Genomic DNA, 22,639 nt, shown 5'->3' on the forward strand with positions numbered 1-22,639 from the left:
GAATATTGTGTTCTTGCTTCTAGCAAAGAGCAACTCATTATAGCGAGTTAATTGGTTTGATAATAATAAGCTTTGGGCGTTAGCTCGATCACATCTTCATACTCAAAACCTAACGAATTTCGTTGCCCAACTTTTGGTTTATCGGCAGATTGTTCAATGACCATTACCCCCCAATGGTTATTACTTATGCCGCCAAAAATAACGTTCAATCCCATATTAGTCTCTCGAACAATAGCCGCTACATTATATTGAGCCATAATATTTCTCACCGCAGTTGACCGAACTGAACATGTATTGCAACTTGTTAATTCTTCAGTGCTTTTATATTCTGACCAATTGGCTGAAGGCACAAAACCTGCTATTGCAGAGGGCTGATATTGAATAATGACCGACGGGGTATAAAAATCATTATTAATTCGATAAACATCATCGGTTGTTCTTTGTACAATGAGAATATCTTCATTCTGATTGAAAAACTCACCTACTTTAGCTTGTTCCTCCATGAATTGATTAATCACTGTCATTCTCGTTTTTCTACAGGTCGAATTTTGACACAATACTCTGTTAGGTAAGCCGACAACAAACTGCTCTTTAGCTTTAAATATCGCCTGACTCATTACCCCTAAATTAAAATTAGTGAACTGGTTTTTATCAATTAATGAAGTAAATTTTGTGGGCTGGATATCTAACAAACTATAGGGTGAGGCCAAACCAATTAAGATTTCTGGGTCACCATTTTTAGGTAATAAGCTACGTAAGGTATCAATGGTTGCAATGTATTCTTTATCTGTATCGACGGACAAAAAACTGGGTAAGTTGTTTGCTGTAGCGAGTATTGGCAAGAGTAATAGTAAATATATGGCTTTCATGAATGACAAAAATCCTTTTAAATTAAAAACAAAATGATAACGGATAACGGATAACGGATAACGGATAACGGATAACGGATAACGGAATGATTTTAAATCATATTTATAAAGAAATTACATTACTTCTAAAATAAAAATCAATTCAAAATAAATAAACTTAAGTTCTGCCACCAACAAAAATGCCAACATTTCTGCTGGCATTTTTAGTTCCACAATTAACTACTTCAAGCTTAAACCGCTGATTGAATAATCACGCTGCCCGCTTTCTTAGTGTAAGAGTCGATTTGGTCGAAGTTCAAGTAACGGTAAGTATCAGCTGCTGTTGCATCTAATTCCTTCGCGTATTCTTGATACTCTTCAACTGAAGGTAAACGACCTAATAACGCTGCTACTGCCGCTAACTCAGCTGAAGCTAAGTATACGTTTGCGCCAGTACCTAAACGGTTAGGGAAGTTACGCGTTGAAGTTGAAACAACGGTCGCGCCTTCAGCAACACGTGCTTGGTTACCCATACATAATGAACAACCTGGGATCTCAATGCGTGCACCAACGCGGCCAAAGATTGAGTAGTAACCTTCTTCAGTTAACTGATCTTTGTCCATCTTAGTTGGTGGTGCAATCCATAAACGTGTTGGTAGTGTTTTAGCAAACTTGTCTAACATCTTACCGGTCGCACGGAAGTGGCCGATGTTTGTCATACAAGAACCTACGAACACTTCGTCGATCTTAGTTTGTGCAACGCTTGATAACAGCACTGCGTCATCAGGATCGTTTGGTGCACAAAGAATTGGCTCTTTAATTTCGTTTAGGTCGATTTCAATAATTTCAGCGTATTCTGCATCTTTGTCAGCTTCCATTAATACTGGATTAGCTAACCAATCTTGCATTGCTGTGATACGACGCTCAATGGTACGACGATCGCCGTAACCTTCGCTGATCATCCACTTTAACATGACGATGTTAGAGTTTAGATATTCAATGATTGGCTCTTTATCTAGCTTGATAGTACAGCCTGCTGCACTACGTTCTGCTGATGCGTCAGATAATTCGAATGCTTGTTCAACTTTAAGTTTTTCAAGACCTTCGATTTCTAATACACGGCCAGAGAAAGCATTGATTTTGCCTTTTTTCTCAACCGTAAGCAGACCCATTTCAATCGCTTTAAGTGGAATGGCATGTACTAGGTCACGTAAAGTGATACCTGGTTGCATTTCACCTTTAAAGCGCACTAATACTGATTCAGGCATATCAAGTGGCATAACGCCAGTTGCTGCAGCAAATGCCACTAAGCCAGAACCTGCTGGGAAAGAAACACCAATAGGGAAACGCGTATGTGAGTCACCACCAGTACCAACGGTATCTGGAAGTAACATACGGTTTAACCATGAGTGAATAACACCATCGCCTGGACGAAGCGATACACCGCCACGGTTCATGATGAAATCAGGTAATGTATGATGAGTATCAACGTCAACTGGCTTTGGATAAGCCGCAGTGTGACAGAAAGACTGCATGGTTAAATCAGCACTAAAACCTAAACACGCTAAATCTTTTAGCTCATCACGGGTCATTGGGCCTGTGGTATCTTGCGAACCCACAGAAGTCATTTTAGGCTCACAGTATTGGCCAGGACGAACACCGGCAACACCACATGCTTTACCCACCATCTTCTGTACTAAAGTGTAACCTTTGCCAGTATCTGCAACATCTTGTGAACGTACAAAGACTTTAGATACATCTAAGCCTAGCGTTTCACGTGCACGGTCAGTTAAGCCACGGCCAATGATTAATGGAATACGGCCACCAGCGCGAACTTCGTCTAATAACACTTCCGTTTTTAATTCGAACGTAGAGATGACTTCATCAGTGCCACCACGTTTAACAACGCCTTCGTATGGATAAATGTCGATAACATCGCCAGTTTCCATCTTATCTACGTTAAGTTCGATTGGTAATGCGCCAGCGTCTTCCATAGTGTTGAAGAAGATTGGTGCAATTTTGTTACCTAAACAGAAACCACCAGCACGTTTGTTTGGTACATAAGGGATATCATCGCCCATGAACCATAGTACTGAGTTAGTGGCTGATTTACGTGAAGAACCCGTACCCACTACATCACCAACATAAACCAGTGGGTGACCTTTGCCTTTTAGGGCTTCGATTTCTTTAATTGGACCGACTACGCCTGGTTGATCAGGTACGATACCGTCACGGGCGTTTTTCAGCATAGCTAATGCGTGCAATGGAATATCTGGACGTGACCATGCATCTGGTGCAGGCGATAGGTCATCAGTGTTGGTTTCACCCGCCACTTTAAATACTGTTAATGTGACTTTGTCAGCTAACTTTGGACGATTTAAGAACCAATCTGCATTGGCCCATGATTCAACCACTTGTTTAGCAAAAGCGTTACCAGCTTGCATTTTCTCTACCACGTCATGGTAAGAGTCAAACATTAATAAGGTGTTTGATAATGCGGTAACGGCGATAGGAGCTAATGCTGGATTATCTAATTGAGCGATCAACGGCTCAATGTTGTATCCGCCTTGCATAGTACCTAGTAATTCGGTAGCGCGCTCTGCAGATAGAATTGGCGACTTAACAGTGCCTTTAGCTACTGCATCTAAAAAAGCCGCTTTAACATAGGCTGCTTCATCCACACCCGGTGGAATACGGTTTTCTAATAAGTCGAGGATCACGGCCTCTTCACCAGCAGGTGGAGTCTCAACTAACTTCACTAACTCAGCCACTTGTTGTGCATCTAATGGCTTAGGGACAACCCCCTCTGCAGCACGCTCTGCGACGTGTTTACGATATGCTTCTAGCACGGCAACATTCCTCTTTGTTTGACGCCTTACGGCAAAACTCAACGTCAGTTTTAGTCACGCTGAAATTCCACAGGTTCGGGCTTGAAATCCGACCCCCAGTATACTACAGCTTTAAAAAAGTATGAATCAGCTCACACTATTACGCAGATGAAATCTACTGGATTTTTTTGTCCAACTTGCAATGTAAAGTGATATTAAAACAAAGAAAATTAGACAATAGTTTGAAACAGTAAAAAAACAATATTCTTTCATATACTTAAACTAAACCATTCGATTTAAATAAACCTTACAAACTCTACATCATTGCGTAAAAATAATTTCAAATATTTGTATTTTTACTGAATAATCTTGTAGATAACGATATTCTAGACCTCAAAATAACTCACTGAGTAAGCTTAGCGATGGCAAATATCAATATTAAAGCCGTAATTTTTGATATGGATGGAGTATTAATTGATTCTGAACCCGCATGGCAAAAAGCCGAAATGGCGGTAATGAATAGTCTGGGGCTCAAACTCACACTCGAAGATGTAGAAAGTACGACAGGCTATCGTATTGATCAAGTTGTTGATTATTGGTATCAGCGCTTTCCTTGGGCTAACTATAACAACGCCGACACAGCGAGCCAAATTGTTCAAGCTGTCGCAGAGCACATTCGACTTGATGGTGAGCCCATGGAGGGAGTGATTGACACCTTAAAAGATTGTCGTCAAAAAGGGCTTAAAATTGGGTTAGCAACCTCATCCCCATCACCTATAATTGATGCGGTATTAACCAAACTTGGTATTAGTGAGCATTTCGATGCTATTTGCTCTGCTGAGCATTTACAACTCGGTAAACCGCACCCAGAAGTCTACTTAAATTGCGCGGCTAAATTAGCTGTTGATGCCGTTAATTGCTTGGCAATTGAAGACTCTTTTAATGGCTTAATTGCCGCAAGAGCTGCCAATATGCAAACCATCGCCATCCCAGCGCCTCAAGTTGCACAGCAAACTAAATGGGTTGTTGGCCACCACCAAATCAGCCAGTTATCAGCCGTCTCGCCAATATTGTCAGCCTACCTATTAGATAATTAACTCACATAAACTCGGGTCAAGAGATGAACGAATTCGTTTGGTGTAGAACATAATTTAACCAACAAACAACAACAGACCCAAGCTTAAAAAATGAAAAATGGCATCGTTTAACGATGCCATTTTTATTAGACCTGAAAATATTTTTAGAAGTTTTTACCGACAAATAAGTAAACTGATTTATCGCCTAAATCAGTAAATCCAAAGCCTAATGCTGCAGGGCCCCAAGAGGTATCGGTACCTAAATATAAACTCCCAGCATAAATTAAGTCGCCTAAATCGACGGCATCACGGGTATACCATACATTACCCGCCTCGGCGCTGACACCTAAATATAATGGTACATCGGTAACCAATAGGTCTCTGCCTAAATCATATTGATAAATGGCCGCACCAAAGACTTTATGTGGTCCAGCGAGGGCATTTTTATGGAAACCTGATAAATTCAAGAACCCACCTAGACTGCTGAAATGCACGTTCAACTCATGATCACTTTCAACCGTCGCTAAAGCCATTTTACCCACAACAGCATGATTACCGAGTCTAAGTGCGCCTTTCCAATCCGCTTCAATTTGCAAAGTTTGATCATGAAGACTGGTGAAGCCAATTAAATCATTGCTGTTATAGTATTCATCACGAAAATGCAGCGTCATAGTTAATCGATTACCCTCAGTCGGAAAGCTGATACTGTTTAAGGTGTCATAGGCAGCCTTAAAGTAACCACCATAGGTTCTATATTCGAAATTGCCATTTAGCGCGACGCTGTTTGAAATTGAGCCATATTCAGTGATAAAACCTACTTCAACAATGCCGTGAGAGGATAAATTAGCCCCAAGTCCCGCAACTAAACTAACCTCTTTATTTTCTAACTCAAAAATGCGTTCATTTTGCTCATAAACATCCCAATTTTTAAGCTCATATTCAAAACGTGACAGAGCAAAATAATCTTGGTCACGATCCAAGGGTTGGTAAAACTCGGTAGAGAATCGTTTATTTAACCCCAGCTCTAGTTCATTGCGCCACTCACCACCATTGTCGGTTAAATTGGTCATGGTGTAGGCAAGATTTAACGAAACGGATGAGTCTAAACTGAAATCATCTTCCCAGTTAAACCCTGCGTTAAAGTAATTTGGTCCCCAGCCTTTGGCTTTTGAGGTTACCGTTAAAATACGCCCATTCTCAGTGTCGGTAAATTCTGCGTCCACTCTTTCAAATTGATTAAGAGCATAAACCCGCTGCAGCGCTGCTTCTAGCTCTTCTTTAGTGACCACTTGGCCTTCACTAATGCCAAGGCGATCACGGATTAATTTGTCATTAATCGAAGATTTGTTATCTAATACAATTCTGTAAATAGGCTCTTTTATGGGATCGACCCAAGCCATACGTTTCTGTTTTTTATTGCGCACATAATCTTGATATGCGTCTTCAGAAATCGACAATTTCGCCAGCTGTTCATATTTCAACTGTGCGGCTTGTTCACCAATAACCAATGCCTGAGGCATAATACTAAAATCAGTTGTGCTTAAATTATCAATCCACGGACGAATTAAAATATCCTGTTCGGTTAATAATTGTTTTTGTTTTTCGGTACTTGCTTGCGTAAGAATCGTTGAAAGCTGTTCCAATACCGCGATGGTAGAATTAAGCTGGGCTTGACTAGCCAATGGTGAACCGATATCGACAGCAATAATGATGTCGGCTCCCATAGCCTTAACGACATCAATCGGCATGTTGTTTGCGATACCGCCATCGACCAGTAACATTCCATCAATCAATGCAGGCTGCAGCGCTCCGGGTACTGAAGCTGAGGCTTGCATAGATTGCACAATGCTGCCTTTTGACAACACCACCGCTTCACTGGTGGCTAAATTAGTGGCTACCGCACGATAAGGGATAGCAAGATCATCAAAATCGCCGAACTGTTCCACTAAATCAGTGGAATGGCGCAATAAATGCGACATAGTCTGACCTTGAAGTAAGCCGCTAGGAGAGGTGATTGAACCTTCTTTAAAACCGACATCAACAGGGATATTGTATTTATCACGTAACTGTTTATCACGAAAAGTAAGCTCTTCACGCGGGATCGTATCTGAATAGCCTTCGTCCCACTCGCCTTTTAGCATAATGGTTTCAATTTCATTGGCGCTAAAACCTAACGCATACATACCCGCAACATAAGCACCAATGCTGGTACCGGCAATGTAATCGACAGGGATATGGTTTGCTTCCAGCACTTGCAGTACGCCAATGTGAGCCGCGCCTTTGGCGCCGCCGCCACTGAGCACAAGACCAATGGTTGGACGCTCTTTGAAAGCAGTTGGTTTTTCATCGGCGGCATTGGCCGAACTACAGACTAATGTAGCCATTAGCGTAATGCTAATGTAAATACACCCCAAAAATAAACGATTAATCACCGGCATAGCTGTTCCAGATACAGTTAAAAACGCTCACATTCTAGCAAACTACAACTAACAATCACTAATTCAATTATCAAATGAAATAGCCCGACTTTTAGTGTCTATGCCCATAAAAGTATCCAGATCATTTCTTGGCATAGGTTTAGCAAAATAATAGCCTTGAATGATATAGCAACCACGACTGAAAACCTGCTCCAGTTGCTCATGGGTTTCAATCCCTTCTGCAACCACGTTTAATTTCAAGTTACGCGCCAGCTCAATAATACTCGACACGATTGCTTGGTCAGCTTGATTATCAGCAATATCGATTAAAAATGAACGGTCAATTTTTAAGGAGTTGACCTCAAAAGTACGTAAGTAAGCCAAAGATGAATAACCCGTACCAAAATCATCAATCGCCACTTGAACCCCAAGTGCTTTAAGTTGGGATAAATGATGTGTTGCGACATGCAACTCTTTCATCAACACACCTTCGGTGATTTCAAGGCATAACTTTGATGCGGGAAAGCCAGTTTCAGCCAGAGTACTTTTGACAAATCCAATGAAACTACTTTGTCTAAAATGTACCGCAGAAACGTTCACCGACAATTTAAAATCCTGTTGATAGTGTTGATGCCATCTTGCACCATCTAAACATGCTTGCTTGAGCACCCAGCAATCAATATCGATAATAAATCCGCAAGACTCAGCGACTTTAATAAAAATATCAGGGCGGACATATCCTTCAGTGGGATGCTTCCAGCGCAACAATGCCTCCATACCAATAAATCGGTCATTATGCAGGATGTCTATTTGAGGCTGATAATGCAGCTCTAACTCGTTACGCTCAATCGCTTTACGTAAATCCGCTTCAAGCCGCAAATGATATAGGGCCTCGGCATTGCGCTCTGCAGAATAATATTGAAAATTGCCCTTACCTTCCTCTTTTGCATGGTACATAGCTAGGTCAGCATTTTTAATGAGCATTTCAGGATCACGGCAATCTTCTGGCCAGCAGCTAATACCAATACTGGTAGAGATAAAAAACTCTCGACCGTATAACTTAAATGGCATTTCGATTTGTTTTAACAATTTATCAGCGATGTGATTAATCGTATTACCGTCATTTACATTGCGTAATAAGATGACAAATTCATCACCGCCAAAACGGCATAACACGTGTTCCGAATTTAAACAGGATTGCAGACGATTCGCCGCTTCAACCAATAATGCATCTCCCATACTGTGTCCGTAGGAGTCATTAACCGATTTAAACCTATCTAAGTCTAAAAATAATAATGCTAACTTTTCATCATTTCTGCAGGCCTCTTCAATGACATGCTTTAAGTTAGTCACAAACTGGGTACGATTAGCTAACCCGGTAAGGGAATCATTGTTAGCCAAACGCTGCAGTTTTAGCTCGTTAAGTTTGCGCTCCGTCATATCAGAGAACACCACCACATAATGTTGCGTATCCCCTTCTGAACTCAACATTTTTGAGATATTCAACCACACAGGACAAGGCTGGCTACTTTGACATAATAACTCTCGCTCACCACTCCAAAAGGTCGCCTGAGTAAATAATTTATCGATATTTAACGGTACTTGGCTTGATACTACGATATTAGAAAACAACTGCCCTAATAACGCCGATTCATCAGTCGCAAGAATGCGTCTTGCTGCCAGATTACTAATTTTAATACGTTTGTCGGCATCTAAAACCAGCATGCCTTCTGAGGTGTTTTCAAACGCTTCAGCTAATAACTTAATTTCACTTTCAAGCTCACGCTGAACAGTGACATCCGAATAAATCCCTGCGGCTCTACTTAATCTACCCGTTGTCGGATGCCAAGAAATTGCCCGTCCTTTAACCCTTAACCAGCGCCATTTTCCTGATTCATGATGATAGCGATATTCCACATCAATCATGTCTGATTTAGATTTTAAAAAATGTAACCAGGCTTGAGTCACGCGCTCGACGTCATCAGGGTGCACAGGCACCTCATCTAGCGTTGCAACAATCCTACTTTTCCCGCCCAGCAAACCGCCGCGATTATCTAGCATTAGCATTTTAGAGTCGTCACGCCATTCCCATAAATCAGAATCACTGCCCCTTAATGCTTGCGACAGGCGATCATCACTTTCAATCAAGTCTTGATTCACCTTTTTGAAACGCATCACTTGTCGCTGACGATAAAGGGATAAGAAAAAGGCAAAAAATAGCACGCTAAAAATAAGCACACCTTTAAAATATTGCGACTGCCACCAATATTCTTCTACTTTAAATGCAAAACTAAAAGGGTATTTAGACCACACATTTTGGCTTTTATAGTTTAGCTCTAGGGTATAATTGCCACCGCTGATCCCCGATATGTTGATTTGTGATTTACCTTCTAACAATACAAAAGATGAAGGTGGACTGCCTTGCTTTAATAATCGGTATTGCAGGCTCATCGGGCTTTCGTCAAGGTAATCTAAGTTTGATATTTGAAAACTAATTAAACTGGCTTCAGGCTTAACTGTTTTAAGCTGTGCAGGCAATAAAAATAAATCGGTGCGATCGCTGTAATGAATAGAAACCGATTCAAGAAAAGCCTCATTGTTCGCAATTCGATTCGCTAATAATCTTGGCTCAATTAACATAGCGCCGTCTGGTGTACCAAGAAACAGGCCTTTTTCTGGCTGAAAATAAACCGCTAATTCATTAAATTCATTAGAAATAAATCCATCATAATGGGTAAATGAAGTCGGGGTTCGAGTGTGTTTATTGAATTGGATAATTGAACGGTAGCAACCAATCAGAAAATCATCGGGCGTCTCTTTTAAAAACAGTACCACGCCGCATTCTATATTCCAGCGTTCATTAAGGTGAGTTATCTCTCCGGTGGTAGTATTGAGTTCTAATAGCCCCTTTTGATGGGTGCCTATCCAAAACACATTAGGACTGACTTCCATTAAATGCGCCACATCAAGTTGCTTATCTTGATAAATGACTTGCTCTTTAATAGAAACAAATTGATCACTTGAATCTAAATAACCCAGATCTTTTTTACCCCCTAACCATAAACGTTGTTGGCTGTCGCGGATGATCGAAGCAAAACGTGCTTTGTTATCCAAGTTCCCTGTAAAAGGTTGTAGATCAGTCTCTCCCGTTTGCCAATAGAACAGGCCTTTATTGGTCGAAAACCAAATTCTGCCACTAATAAAGGGATCTGGATAAGTGTGCATCACAATTGCATCACGCAAAGACGATGTGCCGCCGCTCCAACTATGAAAATCTATCACTTGGTTAGTGAGCTTATTGACCACAAATAATCCGGTGGTAGTAGAAAGCACTAAATGCTCTTGGTCTAAATCATTTATTTGATAAATACTGTCATTTAATTCAAAGCCCTCTAACAAAATTAGTTCGGCTCGCTTTGTTACCATATCAACTATCTCTAGCCCGCCTTCGGTGCCTAACCAAACTTTGTTATCTTGCTCGTAAATCGACCACACCATTTGGTTACTTAATTGATAAATGGATGATTGCGAAAAAGTATCCAATAAAAAGTCTGGCGATGTGGCAGCAAGAGCTAGGCCATAACCTGAACCGCCCACCCAAATCAAACCATTAGAGTCGATAGCCAAAGCATGAATATAATTAATATTAGCGGCCGTTTTAAGAGAATCGCGATAACTGACCGTTTGATTCGTTTCTACATTCCAAGACAATAATCCCGCTCGAGTACCTAGCCACAATACACCATGATTATCTTCAACCACTTTTTCGATGTAATAGGATTTATCTTCAACTGGGATAATTTCTCGCTGTTGGATATCTACATTGAACAAGCCTTTTGAAGTAAATAACCATACGCGTTGCTTAGAATCTTGCATTAAGCCAATAATCGTCCCTCTGGCTTTATGCCAACCTAAATCGACCACTTTATGGTTTGCTAAATGCAGCTCAGCTGTATGGGTTGAGGTATAAATCCTATCCTGATTTAGCAATATAAGTTGTCCCGTCCAAATCAACTCTGTGGCTAAATTCCCTTTAAGATCTACAGATAATTGCTTTGAAGCGACATCAAACAGATATCGTTGGCCATTAGTGGTCAGTATTTCAAATTGGGCTTGTTCATTAGCAAGAATGGTCGCAACTGTGAGACTATTTTGAGTGGCGGGTTGATATAACTCTGTAAATTGATGGTCACGTAAACTATATAAATATAAAGCAATTCCAGAAGTAATAAGCAAATACTCATCGGTAACAGGTACCACTGAGTACAACATTTCATCTTCTAACACAGAAGAGTTATCGACATTATCAATTCGCCGAATAGCGCTGTTACTTACCCGATACAGCCCTTGCTCTGTAGCCAGCCAAGCAAAACCGTAACTGTCAAAACTGATGTCATTAATGGTGCTATTTGCTAAACCATCTTTTGCGTTAAATACCCGTTGAACAAAGTCATTCCCCGCTACAGGCATAGATAGCATCAATAAAGTCATTTGTGTGATGATAAGCAATAACAATCTTGGCATTCGGGGGTGATCACTCCAATTAGAAATAGCGATGTATTAGAAAAACACTAAATTATTTCAACTTAAGTGATAATGACATCCATCTCAATTAAATCACCAAGACTGCGCAAGTTACCATTCATCTAAATAACCTTAACTCGGATTAACAGGTCAATAAATGAAACTGCGACAGCTAACATGAACTTATAGTCAAACTTGAACCTTGCACTGATAACACGGCTAATAATGCACAGGCCTGTTTAATTTGCATTTACTCTCTCTGGCAAAAATTAAATGTTCACAAGAAATTGGCAGTACTAAACACCTGTATTCAATTTTAATCACAGGCTAATATTTTTATTCGCTACAAGCGAATCATGTATAGCGTATTTGAGTTAACAACACTGCTCAGCTAGAGTTGAATCACCATTGATAATACACATAAATGCCAAGCCTTAAATACGTACTGACAATATAGCATCATCAACTAAGTGTAGACCAAAAAAAAGCACCCATAAGGGTGCCTTCTTGCAAAGTGTTACAAGTGTTAACTACTTCTTCTTAACCGCTTTAGGGTTAGGTAAATCAGTAATTGAACCTTCATAAATTTCTGCGGCTAAGCCTACTGATTCATGTAACGTTGGGTGAGCATGAATCGTTAATGCTAAATCTTCAGCATCACAACCCATTTCAATTGCTAGGCCGATTTCACCTAATAATTCACCACCGTTAACACCAACAATAGCACCACCGATCACGCGGTGAGTTTCTTTGTCGAAAATTAACTTGGTCATACCTTCGCTACAATCAGATGCGATTGCACGGCCACTTGCAGCCCATGGGAAAGTTGCTGTTTCATATGCAATACCTTGCTCTTTAGCTTCTTTCTCAGTTAAACCAACCCAAGCGACTTCAGGTGCTGTGTAGGCAATTGAAGGGATAACTTTTGGATCGAAGAAATGCTTAAGACCAGAGATAACTTCAGCAGCAACATGGCCTTCATGCACACCTTTGTGAGCCAACATTGGTTGACCAACGATATCACCGATAGCAAAAATGTGCGGTACGTTAGTACGCATTTGCTTGTCGACATTGATAAAGCCACGCTCATCAACGTTTACGCCTGCTTTTTCAGCAGCAAGTGACTTACCATTTGGTGAGCGACCAATTGCAACCAATACAGCGTCATAACGAACAGGTTCTGTTGGCGCTTTCTTGCCTTCCATGGTGACATAAATGCCATCATCTTTAGCTTCAACGGCTGTCACTTTAGTTTCAAGGATCAGGTTAAACTTCTTCTTGATTTGTTTAGTGAATACACGAACAACGTCTTTATCGGCAGCAGGAATGACCTGGTCGAACATTTCTACTACGTCAATTTCGCTACCTAGAGATGAGTAAACCGTACCCATTTCTAGTCCGATGATGCCACCGCCCATCACTAAAAGCTTGCCTGGCACTTCTTTTAATTCTAATGCGTCAGTCGAATCCCAAATACGTGGATCTTCATGAGGAATGAAAGGCAGTTTAATTGGACGCGAACCCGCAGCAATAATAGCGTGTTCAAATTGAACGACTTTAACACTACCGTCTTCCGCTTTAACTTCTAGCGTGTTTGGACCCGTAAAAGTACCAAAGCCATTAACCACATCAACTTTACGCATTTTAGACATTCCGCCTAATCCGCCAGTTAACTGACCAATCACTTTCTCTTTAAAGCCACGTAATTTGTCTAAGTCGATTTTTGGCTCGCCAAAAGAAACACCATGATCTTCAACCATTTTGGCTTCTTCAATCACTTTTGCTACGTGTAATAATGCTTTTGAAGGAATACAACCTACGTTCAAACAAACACCACCCAGGGTGCTAAAACGTTCAACGATGATGGTGTCCAAGCCTAAATCAGCTGCACGGAATGCTGCTGAATAACCTGCTGGGCCTGCTCCTAATACAACTACCTGAGTTTTGATTTCGTTACTCATCTTTTCCTCTATTCTTTTCCGTGTTGGCGGCAAATCCGTCTCAACAATCAATGTGGCCAGATCATGTTAGCTGGCCGCATTTTACCCTTTGTTTGATGTTGATCACAATCAAACATTAGTGATAAAGACCGACATAAAAAAGGCCACTCAATTAGAGCGGCCAAATTTGTTTACAGAATCATGGTACGGATGTCAGATAAAATACCTGACAACGTTACGCTAAAGCGGGCTGCCATTGCACCGTCAATTACACGGTGATCATATGATAATGATAATGGCAACATTAACTTAGGCTCAAACTCTTTACCATTCCACTTAGGTTTAATTTCAGATTTTGACACACCTAAAATGGCCACATCTGGGTAATTTACGATTGGAGTAAACGCTGTACCCCCAATACCGCCCAAACTTGAAATGGTAAAACAACTGCCTTGCATGTCAGCAGCTTTTAGCTTGCCGTCACGTGCACGGATAGAAATATCAGTTAGCTCGCGCGATAATTCTACAATGCCTTTTTTATCTACATCACGTACAACCGGTACCATCAAGCCATTTGGGGTATCAACTGCCACACCAATATGGAAGTACTTCTTCTGAATCAATGATTCACCATCAGCACTTAAACTTGAGTTAAACACTGGAAACTCTGCCAATGTTTTTGCTACCGCTTTCATCATGAAGACTAAAGGAGTAATTTTGTAATCCGCTTTTTTCTTCGCTGCAACATCATTTTGTTGCTTACGGAAGGCTTCTAACTCAGTGATATCAGCTTCGTCAAACTGCGTCACGTGTGGGATAGTAACCCAGTTGCGATGTAAATTTGGACCCGATATTTTTTGAATACGGCTTAATGGCACTTCTTCCACTTCACCAAACTTACTGAAGTCGACTTTTGGTGCCGCAATTACGTTCAAGCCACCTGCGCCACCCGCTACCGCAGTAGCTGCCGTCGCTTTAGGACGAGAAAGCTCATACTTAATAAAGGCTTGTACGTCTTCTTTAAGAATACGTCCTTTACGGCCGCTACCTTTAACCAAGGTTAAATCGGCACCAAACTCACGCGCTAAACGACGCACTGCTGGTGACGCATGTACTACCCCACCTGATGCGGTAACCGCAGCACTTGGATGATGCGGTACTGGTGGTGTAGAAGGACGACTAGCTGGCATCGGCGCAACAGGCGCTGAAACACTTGCTGGCTCAGCAACTGGCACGGCAGCAACAGGTGCTGACGAAGTAGTTTCAATCGTAGCAATTAAGCTACCTTGAGACACTTTATCGCCCACTTTAATCGTTAAAGAGACTAGCTTACCAGCAAAAGGAGCCGGTACTTCCATAGTCGCTTTATCTGTTTCTAAAGTGATTAAACCTTGGTCTTTAGTCACTTCGTCGCCAACAGCAACAAGCACTTCAATGATATCAACATCACTTGCATCGCCAATATCAGGCACATGAATCTCTTGTACCTGGCTTGTGGCCTGCGCAACCGGAGCGGCTTGGGCAACAGGCGCTGCCGCCTGTGGTGCTGAGGCAGCTGGAGCTGAACCTGCTACTTCTAACAGGATAACTAACGAGCCTTCAGATACTTTATCGCCTAAAGCAACTTTCACTTCTTTTACCACACCCGCTTTCGGAGATGGCACATCCATGGTGGCTTTATCGGTTTCTAGCGTAATTAAGCCAGTATCAACGTCAATGGTATCGCCAACCGCAACAAGTACCTCGATGATAGATACATCAGTATCCCCACCGATATCAGGTACTTTCACTTCAATCACTTGTGCAGCGCCGCCAGTATTAGCCGCAACCGCTACAGGGGCGACTGGAGCCGGTGCAGCCGCCTGTGCCACTGGCGCAGGTGCTTTTGCAGGCTCAGCTGAAGGGGCAGCGGCTTCGCCAGCTGCAGACATTAAGGCAATTAATGTCCCTTCTGATACGGTATCACCCACAGCAATTTTCAATTCTGCTAAGGTGCCAGCAAAAGGTGCTGGAATATCCATGGTCGCTTTATCGCTTTCAACCGTAATAATCGATGCTTCTTTTTCAAGAAAATCACCCACTGCCGCACAAATTTCAATAACTTGTACTGCATCAGTATCGATATTAGGAACCAAAATTTCTTTTAAATCAGCCATTCCAAATTCCTCTTACGCGAACTGTGGGTTGATCTTGTCAGCATCGATGCCATAGTCTTTGATGGCTTTAGTCAGCACATCAACAGGCATTTCGTTGCGTTCAACAAGTGATTTCAACGCCGCAATAACAATGAACTTAGCATCCACTTCAAAGTGATGACGTAAGTTAGCGCGGCTATCACTACGACCAAAACCATCAGTACCCAGTACTTTATAGTCAGTCGGAATGTAAGCACGTAATTGCTCACCGTATATTTTCATATAGTCAGTGGCCACAATGGCTGGAGCATCCGTTGATAACACTTGGCTGATATACGCTTTCTTAGGCTCAGACGTTGGGTGTAGCATGTTCCAACGCTCTACCGCTTGGCCATCACGAGTTAGCTCGTTAAAGCTGGTTACGCTGAATACATCTGCACTTACGCCGAAGTCTTTCGCTAGGGCTTGCGCCGCTTTACGTACTTCTTCAAGAATAGTGCCACAGCCCATAAGCTGTACTTTACCTTTACCACTTCCGGCAACGGTTTCAAGCTTATAGATACCTTTAACGATACCTTCTTCAGCACCTTCTGGCATTTCAGGCTGAACATAGTTTTCGTTCATGGTGGTTAGGTAGTAGAACACATCTTCCTGATCTTCACCGTACATACGACGAATACCATCCTGCACCACAACAGCAATTTCATAACCGTAAGTTGGGTCGTAAGACACACAGTTAGGGATAGTGTTAGCAAGAATATGGCTGTGGCCATCTTGATGCTGTAAACCTTCACCGTTCAATGTTGTACGGCCAGATGTTCCACCCACTAAGAAACCACGTGCGCGCATATCACCCGCGGCCCATGCCATGTCTCCAATACGTTGGAAACCAAACATTGAGTAGTAAATGTAAAAAGGAATTGTTGGCATGTCGTTAACTGAATAACTGGTTGCTGCCGCAACCCAAGATGACATAGCGCCTAATTCGTTAATCCCTTCTTGTAAAACCTGACCGGTTTTATCTTCACGGTAATACGCCACTTGATCAGAATCTTGTGGAATATATTTTTGGCCTTCATGGGCATAAATACCCACTTGACGGAATAATCCTTCCATACCAAAAGTACGTGCTTCATCAGGAATAATTGGCACAATACGCTTACCGATTTGCTTATCTTTCAATAGCGCAGTCAGTACACGTACAAATGACATGGTAGATGAAATTTCGCGACCGTTTGAACCTTTAATGACCGCATCAAAAATCTTTAATGATGGTACTTCAAGCTCTTCAGTGAATTTTTCACGACGTTGTGGTAAGTAGCCTTTTAATGCTTCACGACGTTCATTCAGATACTTCACTTCTTCTGAGTCAGGGCCAGGATGATAGAAAGGAATTTCTTCTAATTTGTCATCAGGGATAGGAATATTAAAACGATCACGGAAGTAACGGATTGCATCTGCGTCCATCTTCTTCACGTTATGGGCAATGTTCTTACCTTCACCAGCATCACCTAAACCATAACCTTTAACGGTTTTAGCTAAAATAACGGTTGGGCGACCTTTGGTTTTTTGTGCATGATCTAATGCCGCATACATTTTAACTGGATCATGACCACCACGGTTTAAGCGCCAAATGTCATCATCAGACATGTTAGCGACCATAGCGGCAGTTTCTGGGTACTTACCAAAGAAATGCTCACGCGTATACGCGCCGCCTTTGGCTTTACAGTTTTGGTATTCACCGTCTACGGTTTCTTCCATTAACTGTAATAATTTACCGCTTGTATCACGAGCCAATAATGGATCCCAGTAACGACCCCAAATCACTTTAACCACTTCCCAGCCTGCGCCGCGGAACTCGCCTTCTAGCTCTTGAATGATCTTACCGTTACCACGAACAGGACCATCAAGACGCTGTAGGTTACAGTTAATAATAAATACTAAGTTGTCTAACTCTTCACGCGCAGCTAAACCAATCGCACCTAATGCTTCTGGCTCATCACATTCACCGTCACCTAAGAAACAGTAAACCGTTTGCTCTGAACAATCTTTCAAGCCACGGTCAGTTAAGTACTTTAAGTAACGTGCTTGATAAATCGCTTGAATAGGACCTAAACCCATAGATACCGTAGGGAACTGCCAGTAGTTAGGCATTAACTTAGGATGCGGGTATGAAGATAAGCCTTTACCATCAACTTCTTGACGGAAGTTGTTCATTTGCTCTTCAGTGATACGTCCTTCTAAGAATGAACGCGAGTAAATACCTGGTGCAATATGACCTTGGAAATACACTAAATCGCCACCGTCTTTTTCATTTGGCGCACGGAAAAAGTGGTTAAAACACACATCATAAATCGTGGCACTAGAGGCGAAACTTGAAATATGACCACCTAGTTCTAAGTCTTTCTTAGAACCACGTAATACCATAGCTAAAGCATTCCAACGGATAATGGCGCGAATACGGTGCTCCATCTCCTGGTTGCCTGGCATGTTAGGCTCTTGCCCTGCAGGAATGGTATTAAGGTAAGCGGTTGTCGCATCATACGGTAAATGAGTACCGTTACGACGGGCTTTATCAATCAGTTTCTCTAATAAAAAATGTGCACGTTCAGGCCCTTCTTGCTCTAATACAGCTTGTAAGGCATCAACCCATTCTTGGGTTTCTGATGGGTCTAAATCGAGTAGCATATCTTCAGACATCTCGCAGTCCTTCTCTATATACGGGGTTATATTTCGGCTTATGCTGCTTGTTGACACAGCAAGGGTATAATCTCATTGGTTGTGAACGAGAACTACACGCCGCTCTTTAAACGGCGCAAGCTACGTTGCAACCGACTGTCTTCTTCTCTTACTGACAACATGACTTCTTCGATATAGCTTAAATGCTCGTTCGAAGCTTCACGTGCCGCATCAGGGTCTCGGCGAACAATCGCAGCCAATAAATCTCGGCGGTGATCATTTGCCATAGTAGAGGCTTCTTCACGACGACTCAGAAGCTCTAAATTTTGTGCCACATTTTTATGTAACACAGGGGTTAAACTTAACACTAAGTGAAGCATTGCCACATTGTGTGACGCTTCAGCCACTGCACGATAAAAACGTACAATGGCATCTGCTTGTGCTTCAATATTTACGGCGTTTTCAACGTCTAAAATACTGTTTTTAATATTCTGCATATCGGCATCTGTGCCACGTAACGCAGCAAAATAGGCCATCATGCCTTCAGTGGCGTGACGAAACTCAAGCAAATCGTATTGGCTTTCAGAGTCGTTATGCATTAATTCAACGATAGGATCGGCAAGACTTTGCCAGAGTTGTTCTTTAACGTAAGTACCGCCACCTTGACGACGCATCAATAGGCCTTTGGCCTCAAGCTTTTGGATGGCTTCACGTAAAGACGGGCGTGACACTTCAAACTGTACAGCCAGCTCACGCTCAGGAGGTAACTTTTGCCCAGGTTGCAAACTGCCTTCTAGGATCATGCGCTCAAGTTGCTCCATGATCACATCAGAAATTTTTGGCTGATTAATCTTACTGTAAGCCATATGTATGCTTAAACTCCCCAGAATCACCTATTGTCAATTGGTCTTACCAATTTATGTGAGAGCGGGCACTTTAGCAAAACATCTTAATCATGTCTAGCTTATCGCTTAAGCTGATACACCGCCGCTCAGTTTACAGAGCATAAACGAAAAAAACGGGTATGGGGTCAGACCATTTGACAATAACCGGTTAAACATCAAAATCAACCTAACTGACGACCCCAAAAATCGTCAGCACCGACACAAACGTCACTAACAAGGTAAAATTACGCTTACTCAAAGCTAATAAGGCTAGTGTAGGCTGCACACTCACCGGCGCGGGGCCAGCTTCTGGCAAAGATTCCGCACTTAATGCGGTTTCAGTAACCACGATTTTAGCGCTACAACGGGCATCAAATGCGCGTTTTCGCCACGCATTTAACCCTTGAGTAAATTGACCGCTCAACACATATCCAAAACTGAAAATTCGGCTAGGCAACCAATCAAACAAACGTTGCAAGTGTTCAATTAAAGGCAAAGAGAGGTTTTGTTTGATGTTTAAATCATAATAAAAGCGAATACTGCAATACAACACGGCACCAACAGGACCAAAACACACTAAAAACAATGCCACTGCACCGTAATAGCGATAATTTATCCAAGCCACACTTTGACCAACTTTAATACCTAAGTCACGTTCATCAACGGCATCAATACATTCGCCACAATCTAGCTCGCCAGCATAACGATAACAAGCTTGCACATCGCCTCGACAAGCGGCCTGAACATACTTTTTAAATGTATCGCGTAAATCCTGATGGCTAAAGCAAACTAACGCCACCACCACCCATAACAACAAACTGGGAATATCAAATAATAATCCGCTAATTAATAGACCCACACCAAAAACAACAAAAGAAGGTAAAATCACCGCAATCGCCATAGCCACATCGGTTGTTAATGATTTTTTATCCCAAAATTGCTTATGGTAACGCATCATCAATTTGTCAAACTGCCAATTCACCGGCAATAACTTTAATCGTTCCACTAAAATGGCGATGAGCAATGAAAATAATGCCATGGTTTATCCTTAAGCCTTAAAATAAATGTGTGCGGCAAACTCGCTGCAAAAAACAACCGTGTAAGATCAAACAACCCTCAACAAATCGCATCTCGATAACGTCGCCAATCAAAGCTTTCACCCGGATCGGTTTTTCTAATGGGGGCGATATCACAATGGCCAACAATCCGCGTAGAGTTAATCATAGGGTATTGCGCCATAATCTCCAATGTAAGTTCAGTCAGCTGCTGATATTGTGCATCGGTATAGGCCACAAAATCAGTGCCTTCTAACTCAATTCCGATGGCAAAATCATTACAATTTTCTCGCCCTTGAAACTGCGATACTCCCGCATGCCAGGCTCTATCATCACAACTAACATATTGCACAATCTCACCATCACGGCGGATTAAAAAATGAGCCGAAACCTGTAACCCGTTTAATTCACTAAAGCTGTCATCGGCTTCTAAATCTAAACAGCCTTGAAATAACGCATCAATATGCGGCAATCCAAAACACCCAGCAGGCAAGCTAATATTGTGAATAACCAATAAGCTCACTTCGTTATACGGCCGAGCATTAAAATGAGGTGAAACACAGCGTCTAGCGCTTGCTAACCAGCCGCAAGATAAACTTGTATGGGTTTTCATATAGTTGAGATCTTAAAACGCATCAAATGTAAGCCATAAATTAACAGCAAAATGGCCTAAATACCATGTTGCCCACACTCACAACCGCGGCAAAGTTATGCTAACCTATCGCCATACACACAACCTTTAACCTGTGATAGTAAAACACGCAGGTAATTTTGTCGTCGCAAGGATTTAGCTTATGTTAGAAAATGATATCCGTCATGCAGTGAAAACCGCATTAAATGAAGATTTAGGCTACAACGAGCACCAAAGTATTGAACAAATGCTTAAGGCTGATATTACTGCACAACTGATCCCCGCCGATAAACATGTTGAGGGCAGCCTGATTACCCGTGAAGAAGGGGTATTTTGTGGCAAAGCCTGGGCAGAGCAAGTCTTTAATCAACTGGGGGGTGAAGTGGCTTTGCATTGGCACGTTGACGATGGTGATTTAGTGGTGCCAAATCAGGTGCTATGTGAACTATCAGGTCCTGCCCGTGCCATTCTCACCGGCGAGCGCACCGCAATGAACTTCATTCAAACCCTATCAGGTGTTGCCACATTAACTAAGCTGTATGTTAATAAGTTAGCCGGCACTCACACCCGTTTACTCGATACCCGTAAAACCATCCCAGGGTTACGCACAGCGCAAAAATATGCGGTAACCTGCGGTGGCGGCAAAAACCACCGTATTGGGTTATATGATGCCTTTTTAATCAAAGAAAACCACATCATGGCCTGTGGCGGCATAAGCCAAGCCATCGAGGCTGCACGTCAACTTCATCATGATAAACCGGTAGAGGTAGAGGTGGAGTCCATCGCAGAATTAACCCAAGCGTTAGAGGGCGGCAGCGACATCATCATGCTAGATAACTTTGATATCACCATGATGATTGAAGCAGTAGCACTAAACCAAACCTTTAAAGCCAAAGGTAAAGGAGCAAAATTAGAAGTGTCAGGTAATGTCACCCTAGACACCCTTGCCGCTTTTGCGAAAACGGGTGTTGATTATATTTCAGTCGGTGCATTAACCAAGCATGTTAAAGCACTCGATTTATCGTTAAGACTAAAAGCCTAAGCGCAATATTAACGTCGAGGCTCTGATGATTGAGCCTCTACGTTTTCATTCTCAATCACATCTGATCGCGCCAGATTTATGACCTCAACACCCTCAGTGTCAAAAAATGATTGACCAACAAGCAGTTGTCAAAAAAATGTTATAGCGTTTTGTAACAAAAATCGCCAAGTATAGAATATTTAATCATTTATTTTACCTTTGTATGATAAAAGTATTCCATTTTTAGTAACTTTATACTAACGTTTACACAGGCGAATGGCCTTTCGGCCAGAACTTGTATCATTACTGAGGGTATTGAACACGCCAAAACATTTTTTGTCATGCCGCGACGTTTATCGTTCAAGTACTGCAAAACGGTGTTTTGGGTATCAACGACTTTAGTAATATACAACTCAGCCGAAATGTCATTAAGTTGGTTAAATGTAATGTCTGCCGCTTTAGTGAGTTAGCCAATAATTACACTAAACGGCAAAGGCTAAAAAGCCTACAAGATATGAATAACTCAACTACACTGATAACACGATAAAAAACTGGCTTGTTTCAGTAAAATGAAACAGTTCAATAATAGTTACTAACATGT

12 protein-coding genes are annotated in these 22,639 nt (G+C 41.9%); 2 read left to right on the forward strand and 10 right to left on the reverse strand.

Annotated features, from left to right (window positions below):
- Window positions 1-47: 47 nt before the first annotated feature.
- Together NE535_RS17395 and acnB are read right to left on the reverse strand one after the other, a co-directional pair.
- The gene (locus tag NE535_RS17395; protein ID WP_261299854.1) at window positions 48-869 is read right to left on the reverse strand and encodes a hypothetical protein; all 822 of its coding nucleotides are present in this window, start codon (window positions 867-869) and stop codon (window positions 48-50) included.
- Between the two features lie 230 nt (window positions 870-1,099).
- Window positions 1,100-3,697 (reverse strand): bifunctional aconitate hydratase 2/2-methylisocitrate dehydratase, encoded by a 2,598-nt coding sequence (gene acnB / locus NE535_RS17400; protein WP_261299855.1) that lies wholly within the window; start codon window positions 3,695-3,697, stop codon window positions 1,100-1,102.
- A 401-nt stretch (window positions 3,698-4,098) separates the two neighbouring features.
- Here acnB and hxpB point away from each other — a divergent pair, with 401 nt between their 5' ends.
- Window positions 4,099-4,773 carry a hexitol phosphatase HxpB gene (gene hxpB / locus NE535_RS17405; RefSeq protein ID WP_261299856.1) on the forward strand — a complete coding sequence of 225 codons (675 nt, stop codon included), beginning with the start codon at window positions 4,099-4,101 and terminating at the stop codon, window positions 4,771-4,773.
- A 143-nt stretch (window positions 4,774-4,916) separates the two neighbouring features.
- Here the strand turns inward: hxpB and NE535_RS17410 are convergent, their stop codons facing one another.
- The 8 genes from NE535_RS17410 to ampD form a co-directional block, all read right to left on the reverse strand.
- Complete coding sequence (locus NE535_RS17410) at window positions 4,917-7,190, reverse strand: patatin-like phospholipase family protein (protein ID WP_425347472.1); 2,274 nt, start codon at window positions 7,188-7,190, stop codon at window positions 4,917-4,919.
- A 63-nt stretch (window positions 7,191-7,253) separates the two neighbouring features.
- Complete coding sequence (locus NE535_RS17415) at window positions 7,254-11,693, reverse strand: EAL domain-containing protein (RefSeq protein WP_261299857.1); 4,440 nt, start codon at window positions 11,691-11,693, stop codon at window positions 7,254-7,256.
- Window positions 11,694-12,223: 530 nt separating this feature from the next.
- On the reverse strand, window positions 12,224-13,654 hold the full coding sequence (gene lpdA / locus NE535_RS17420) for a dihydrolipoyl dehydrogenase (RefSeq protein ID WP_188842465.1): 1,431 nt from the start codon (window positions 13,652-13,654) through the stop codon (window positions 12,224-12,226).
- A gap of 170 nt (window positions 13,655-13,824) precedes the next feature.
- Window positions 13,825-15,789 carry a dihydrolipoyllysine-residue acetyltransferase gene (aceF, locus tag NE535_RS17425; protein ID WP_261299858.1) on the reverse strand — a complete coding sequence of 655 codons (1,965 nt, stop codon included), beginning with the start codon at window positions 15,787-15,789 and terminating at the stop codon, window positions 13,825-13,827.
- A 12-nt stretch (window positions 15,790-15,801) separates the two neighbouring features.
- A complete protein-coding gene (gene aceE / locus NE535_RS17430; RefSeq protein WP_188842461.1) occupies window positions 15,802-18,468 on the reverse strand; it encodes a pyruvate dehydrogenase (acetyl-transferring), homodimeric type in 2,667 nt (888 codons plus the stop codon).
- Window positions 18,469-18,560: 92 nt separating this feature from the next.
- Entirely contained in the window at window positions 18,561-19,313 is a 753-nt protein-coding gene (gene pdhR / locus NE535_RS17435) for a pyruvate dehydrogenase complex transcriptional repressor PdhR (protein WP_188842459.1), read from the reverse strand.
- A 205-nt stretch (window positions 19,314-19,518) separates the two neighbouring features.
- A complete protein-coding gene (gene ampE, locus NE535_RS17440; protein ID WP_261299859.1) occupies window positions 19,519-20,370 on the reverse strand; it encodes a beta-lactamase regulator AmpE in 852 nt (283 codons plus the stop codon).
- A 77-nt stretch (window positions 20,371-20,447) separates the two neighbouring features.
- Window positions 20,448-20,999, reverse strand: coding sequence for a 1,6-anhydro-N-acetylmuramyl-L-alanine amidase AmpD (gene ampD / locus NE535_RS17445; RefSeq protein ID WP_261299860.1), 552 nt, complete (start codon window positions 20,997-20,999; stop codon window positions 20,448-20,450).
- Window positions 21,000-21,180: 181 nt separating this feature from the next.
- Here ampD and nadC point away from each other — a divergent pair, with 181 nt between their 5' ends.
- On the forward strand, window positions 21,181-22,059 hold the full coding sequence (gene nadC, locus NE535_RS17450) for a carboxylating nicotinate-nucleotide diphosphorylase (RefSeq protein ID WP_261299861.1): 879 nt from the start codon (window positions 21,181-21,183) through the stop codon (window positions 22,057-22,059).
- Window positions 22,060-22,639 lie beyond the last annotated feature (580 nt).

This window comes from Shewanella holmiensis (genome assembly GCF_025370255.1).
Lineage (GTDB): Bacteria > Pseudomonadota > Gammaproteobacteria > Enterobacterales > Shewanellaceae > Shewanella > Shewanella holmiensis.

Excerpts from the sequence above, each read along its gene's own strand:
- NE535_RS17415 (WP_261299857.1), bottom strand. The coding sequence starts at position 11,693 with ATGCCAAGATTGTTATTGCTTATCATCACACAAATGACTTTATTGATG.
- lpdA (WP_188842465.1), bottom strand. The coding sequence starts at position 13,654 with ATGAGTAACGAAATCAAAACTCAGGTAGTTGTATTAGGAGCAGGCCCA.
- nadC (WP_261299861.1), top strand. The coding sequence starts at position 21,181 with ATGTTAGAAAATGATATCCGTCATGCAGTGAAAACCGCATTAAATGAA.
- aceF (WP_261299858.1), bottom strand. The coding sequence starts at position 15,789 with ATGGCTGATTTAAAAGAAATTTTGGTTCCTAATATCGATACTGATGCA.
- ampD (WP_261299860.1), bottom strand. The coding sequence starts at position 20,999 with ATGAAAACCCATACAAGTTTATCTTGCGGCTGGTTAGCAAGCGCTAGA.
- ampE (WP_261299859.1), bottom strand. The coding sequence starts at position 20,370 with ATGGCATTATTTTCATTGCTCATCGCCATTTTAGTGGAACGATTAAAG.
- NE535_RS17410 (WP_425347472.1), bottom strand. The coding sequence starts at position 7,190 with ATGCCGGTGATTAATCGTTTATTTTTGGGGTGTATTTACATTAGCATT.
- aceE (WP_188842461.1), bottom strand. The coding sequence starts at position 18,468 with ATGTCTGAAGATATGCTACTCGATTTAGACCCATCAGAAACCCAAGAA.
- hxpB (WP_261299856.1), top strand. The coding sequence starts at position 4,099 with ATGGCAAATATCAATATTAAAGCCGTAATTTTTGATATGGATGGAGTA.
- pdhR (WP_188842459.1), bottom strand. The coding sequence starts at position 19,313 with ATGGCTTACAGTAAGATTAATCAGCCAAAAATTTCTGATGTGATCATG.
- NE535_RS17395 (WP_261299854.1), bottom strand. The coding sequence starts at position 869 with ATGAAAGCCATATATTTACTATTACTCTTGCCAATACTCGCTACAGCA.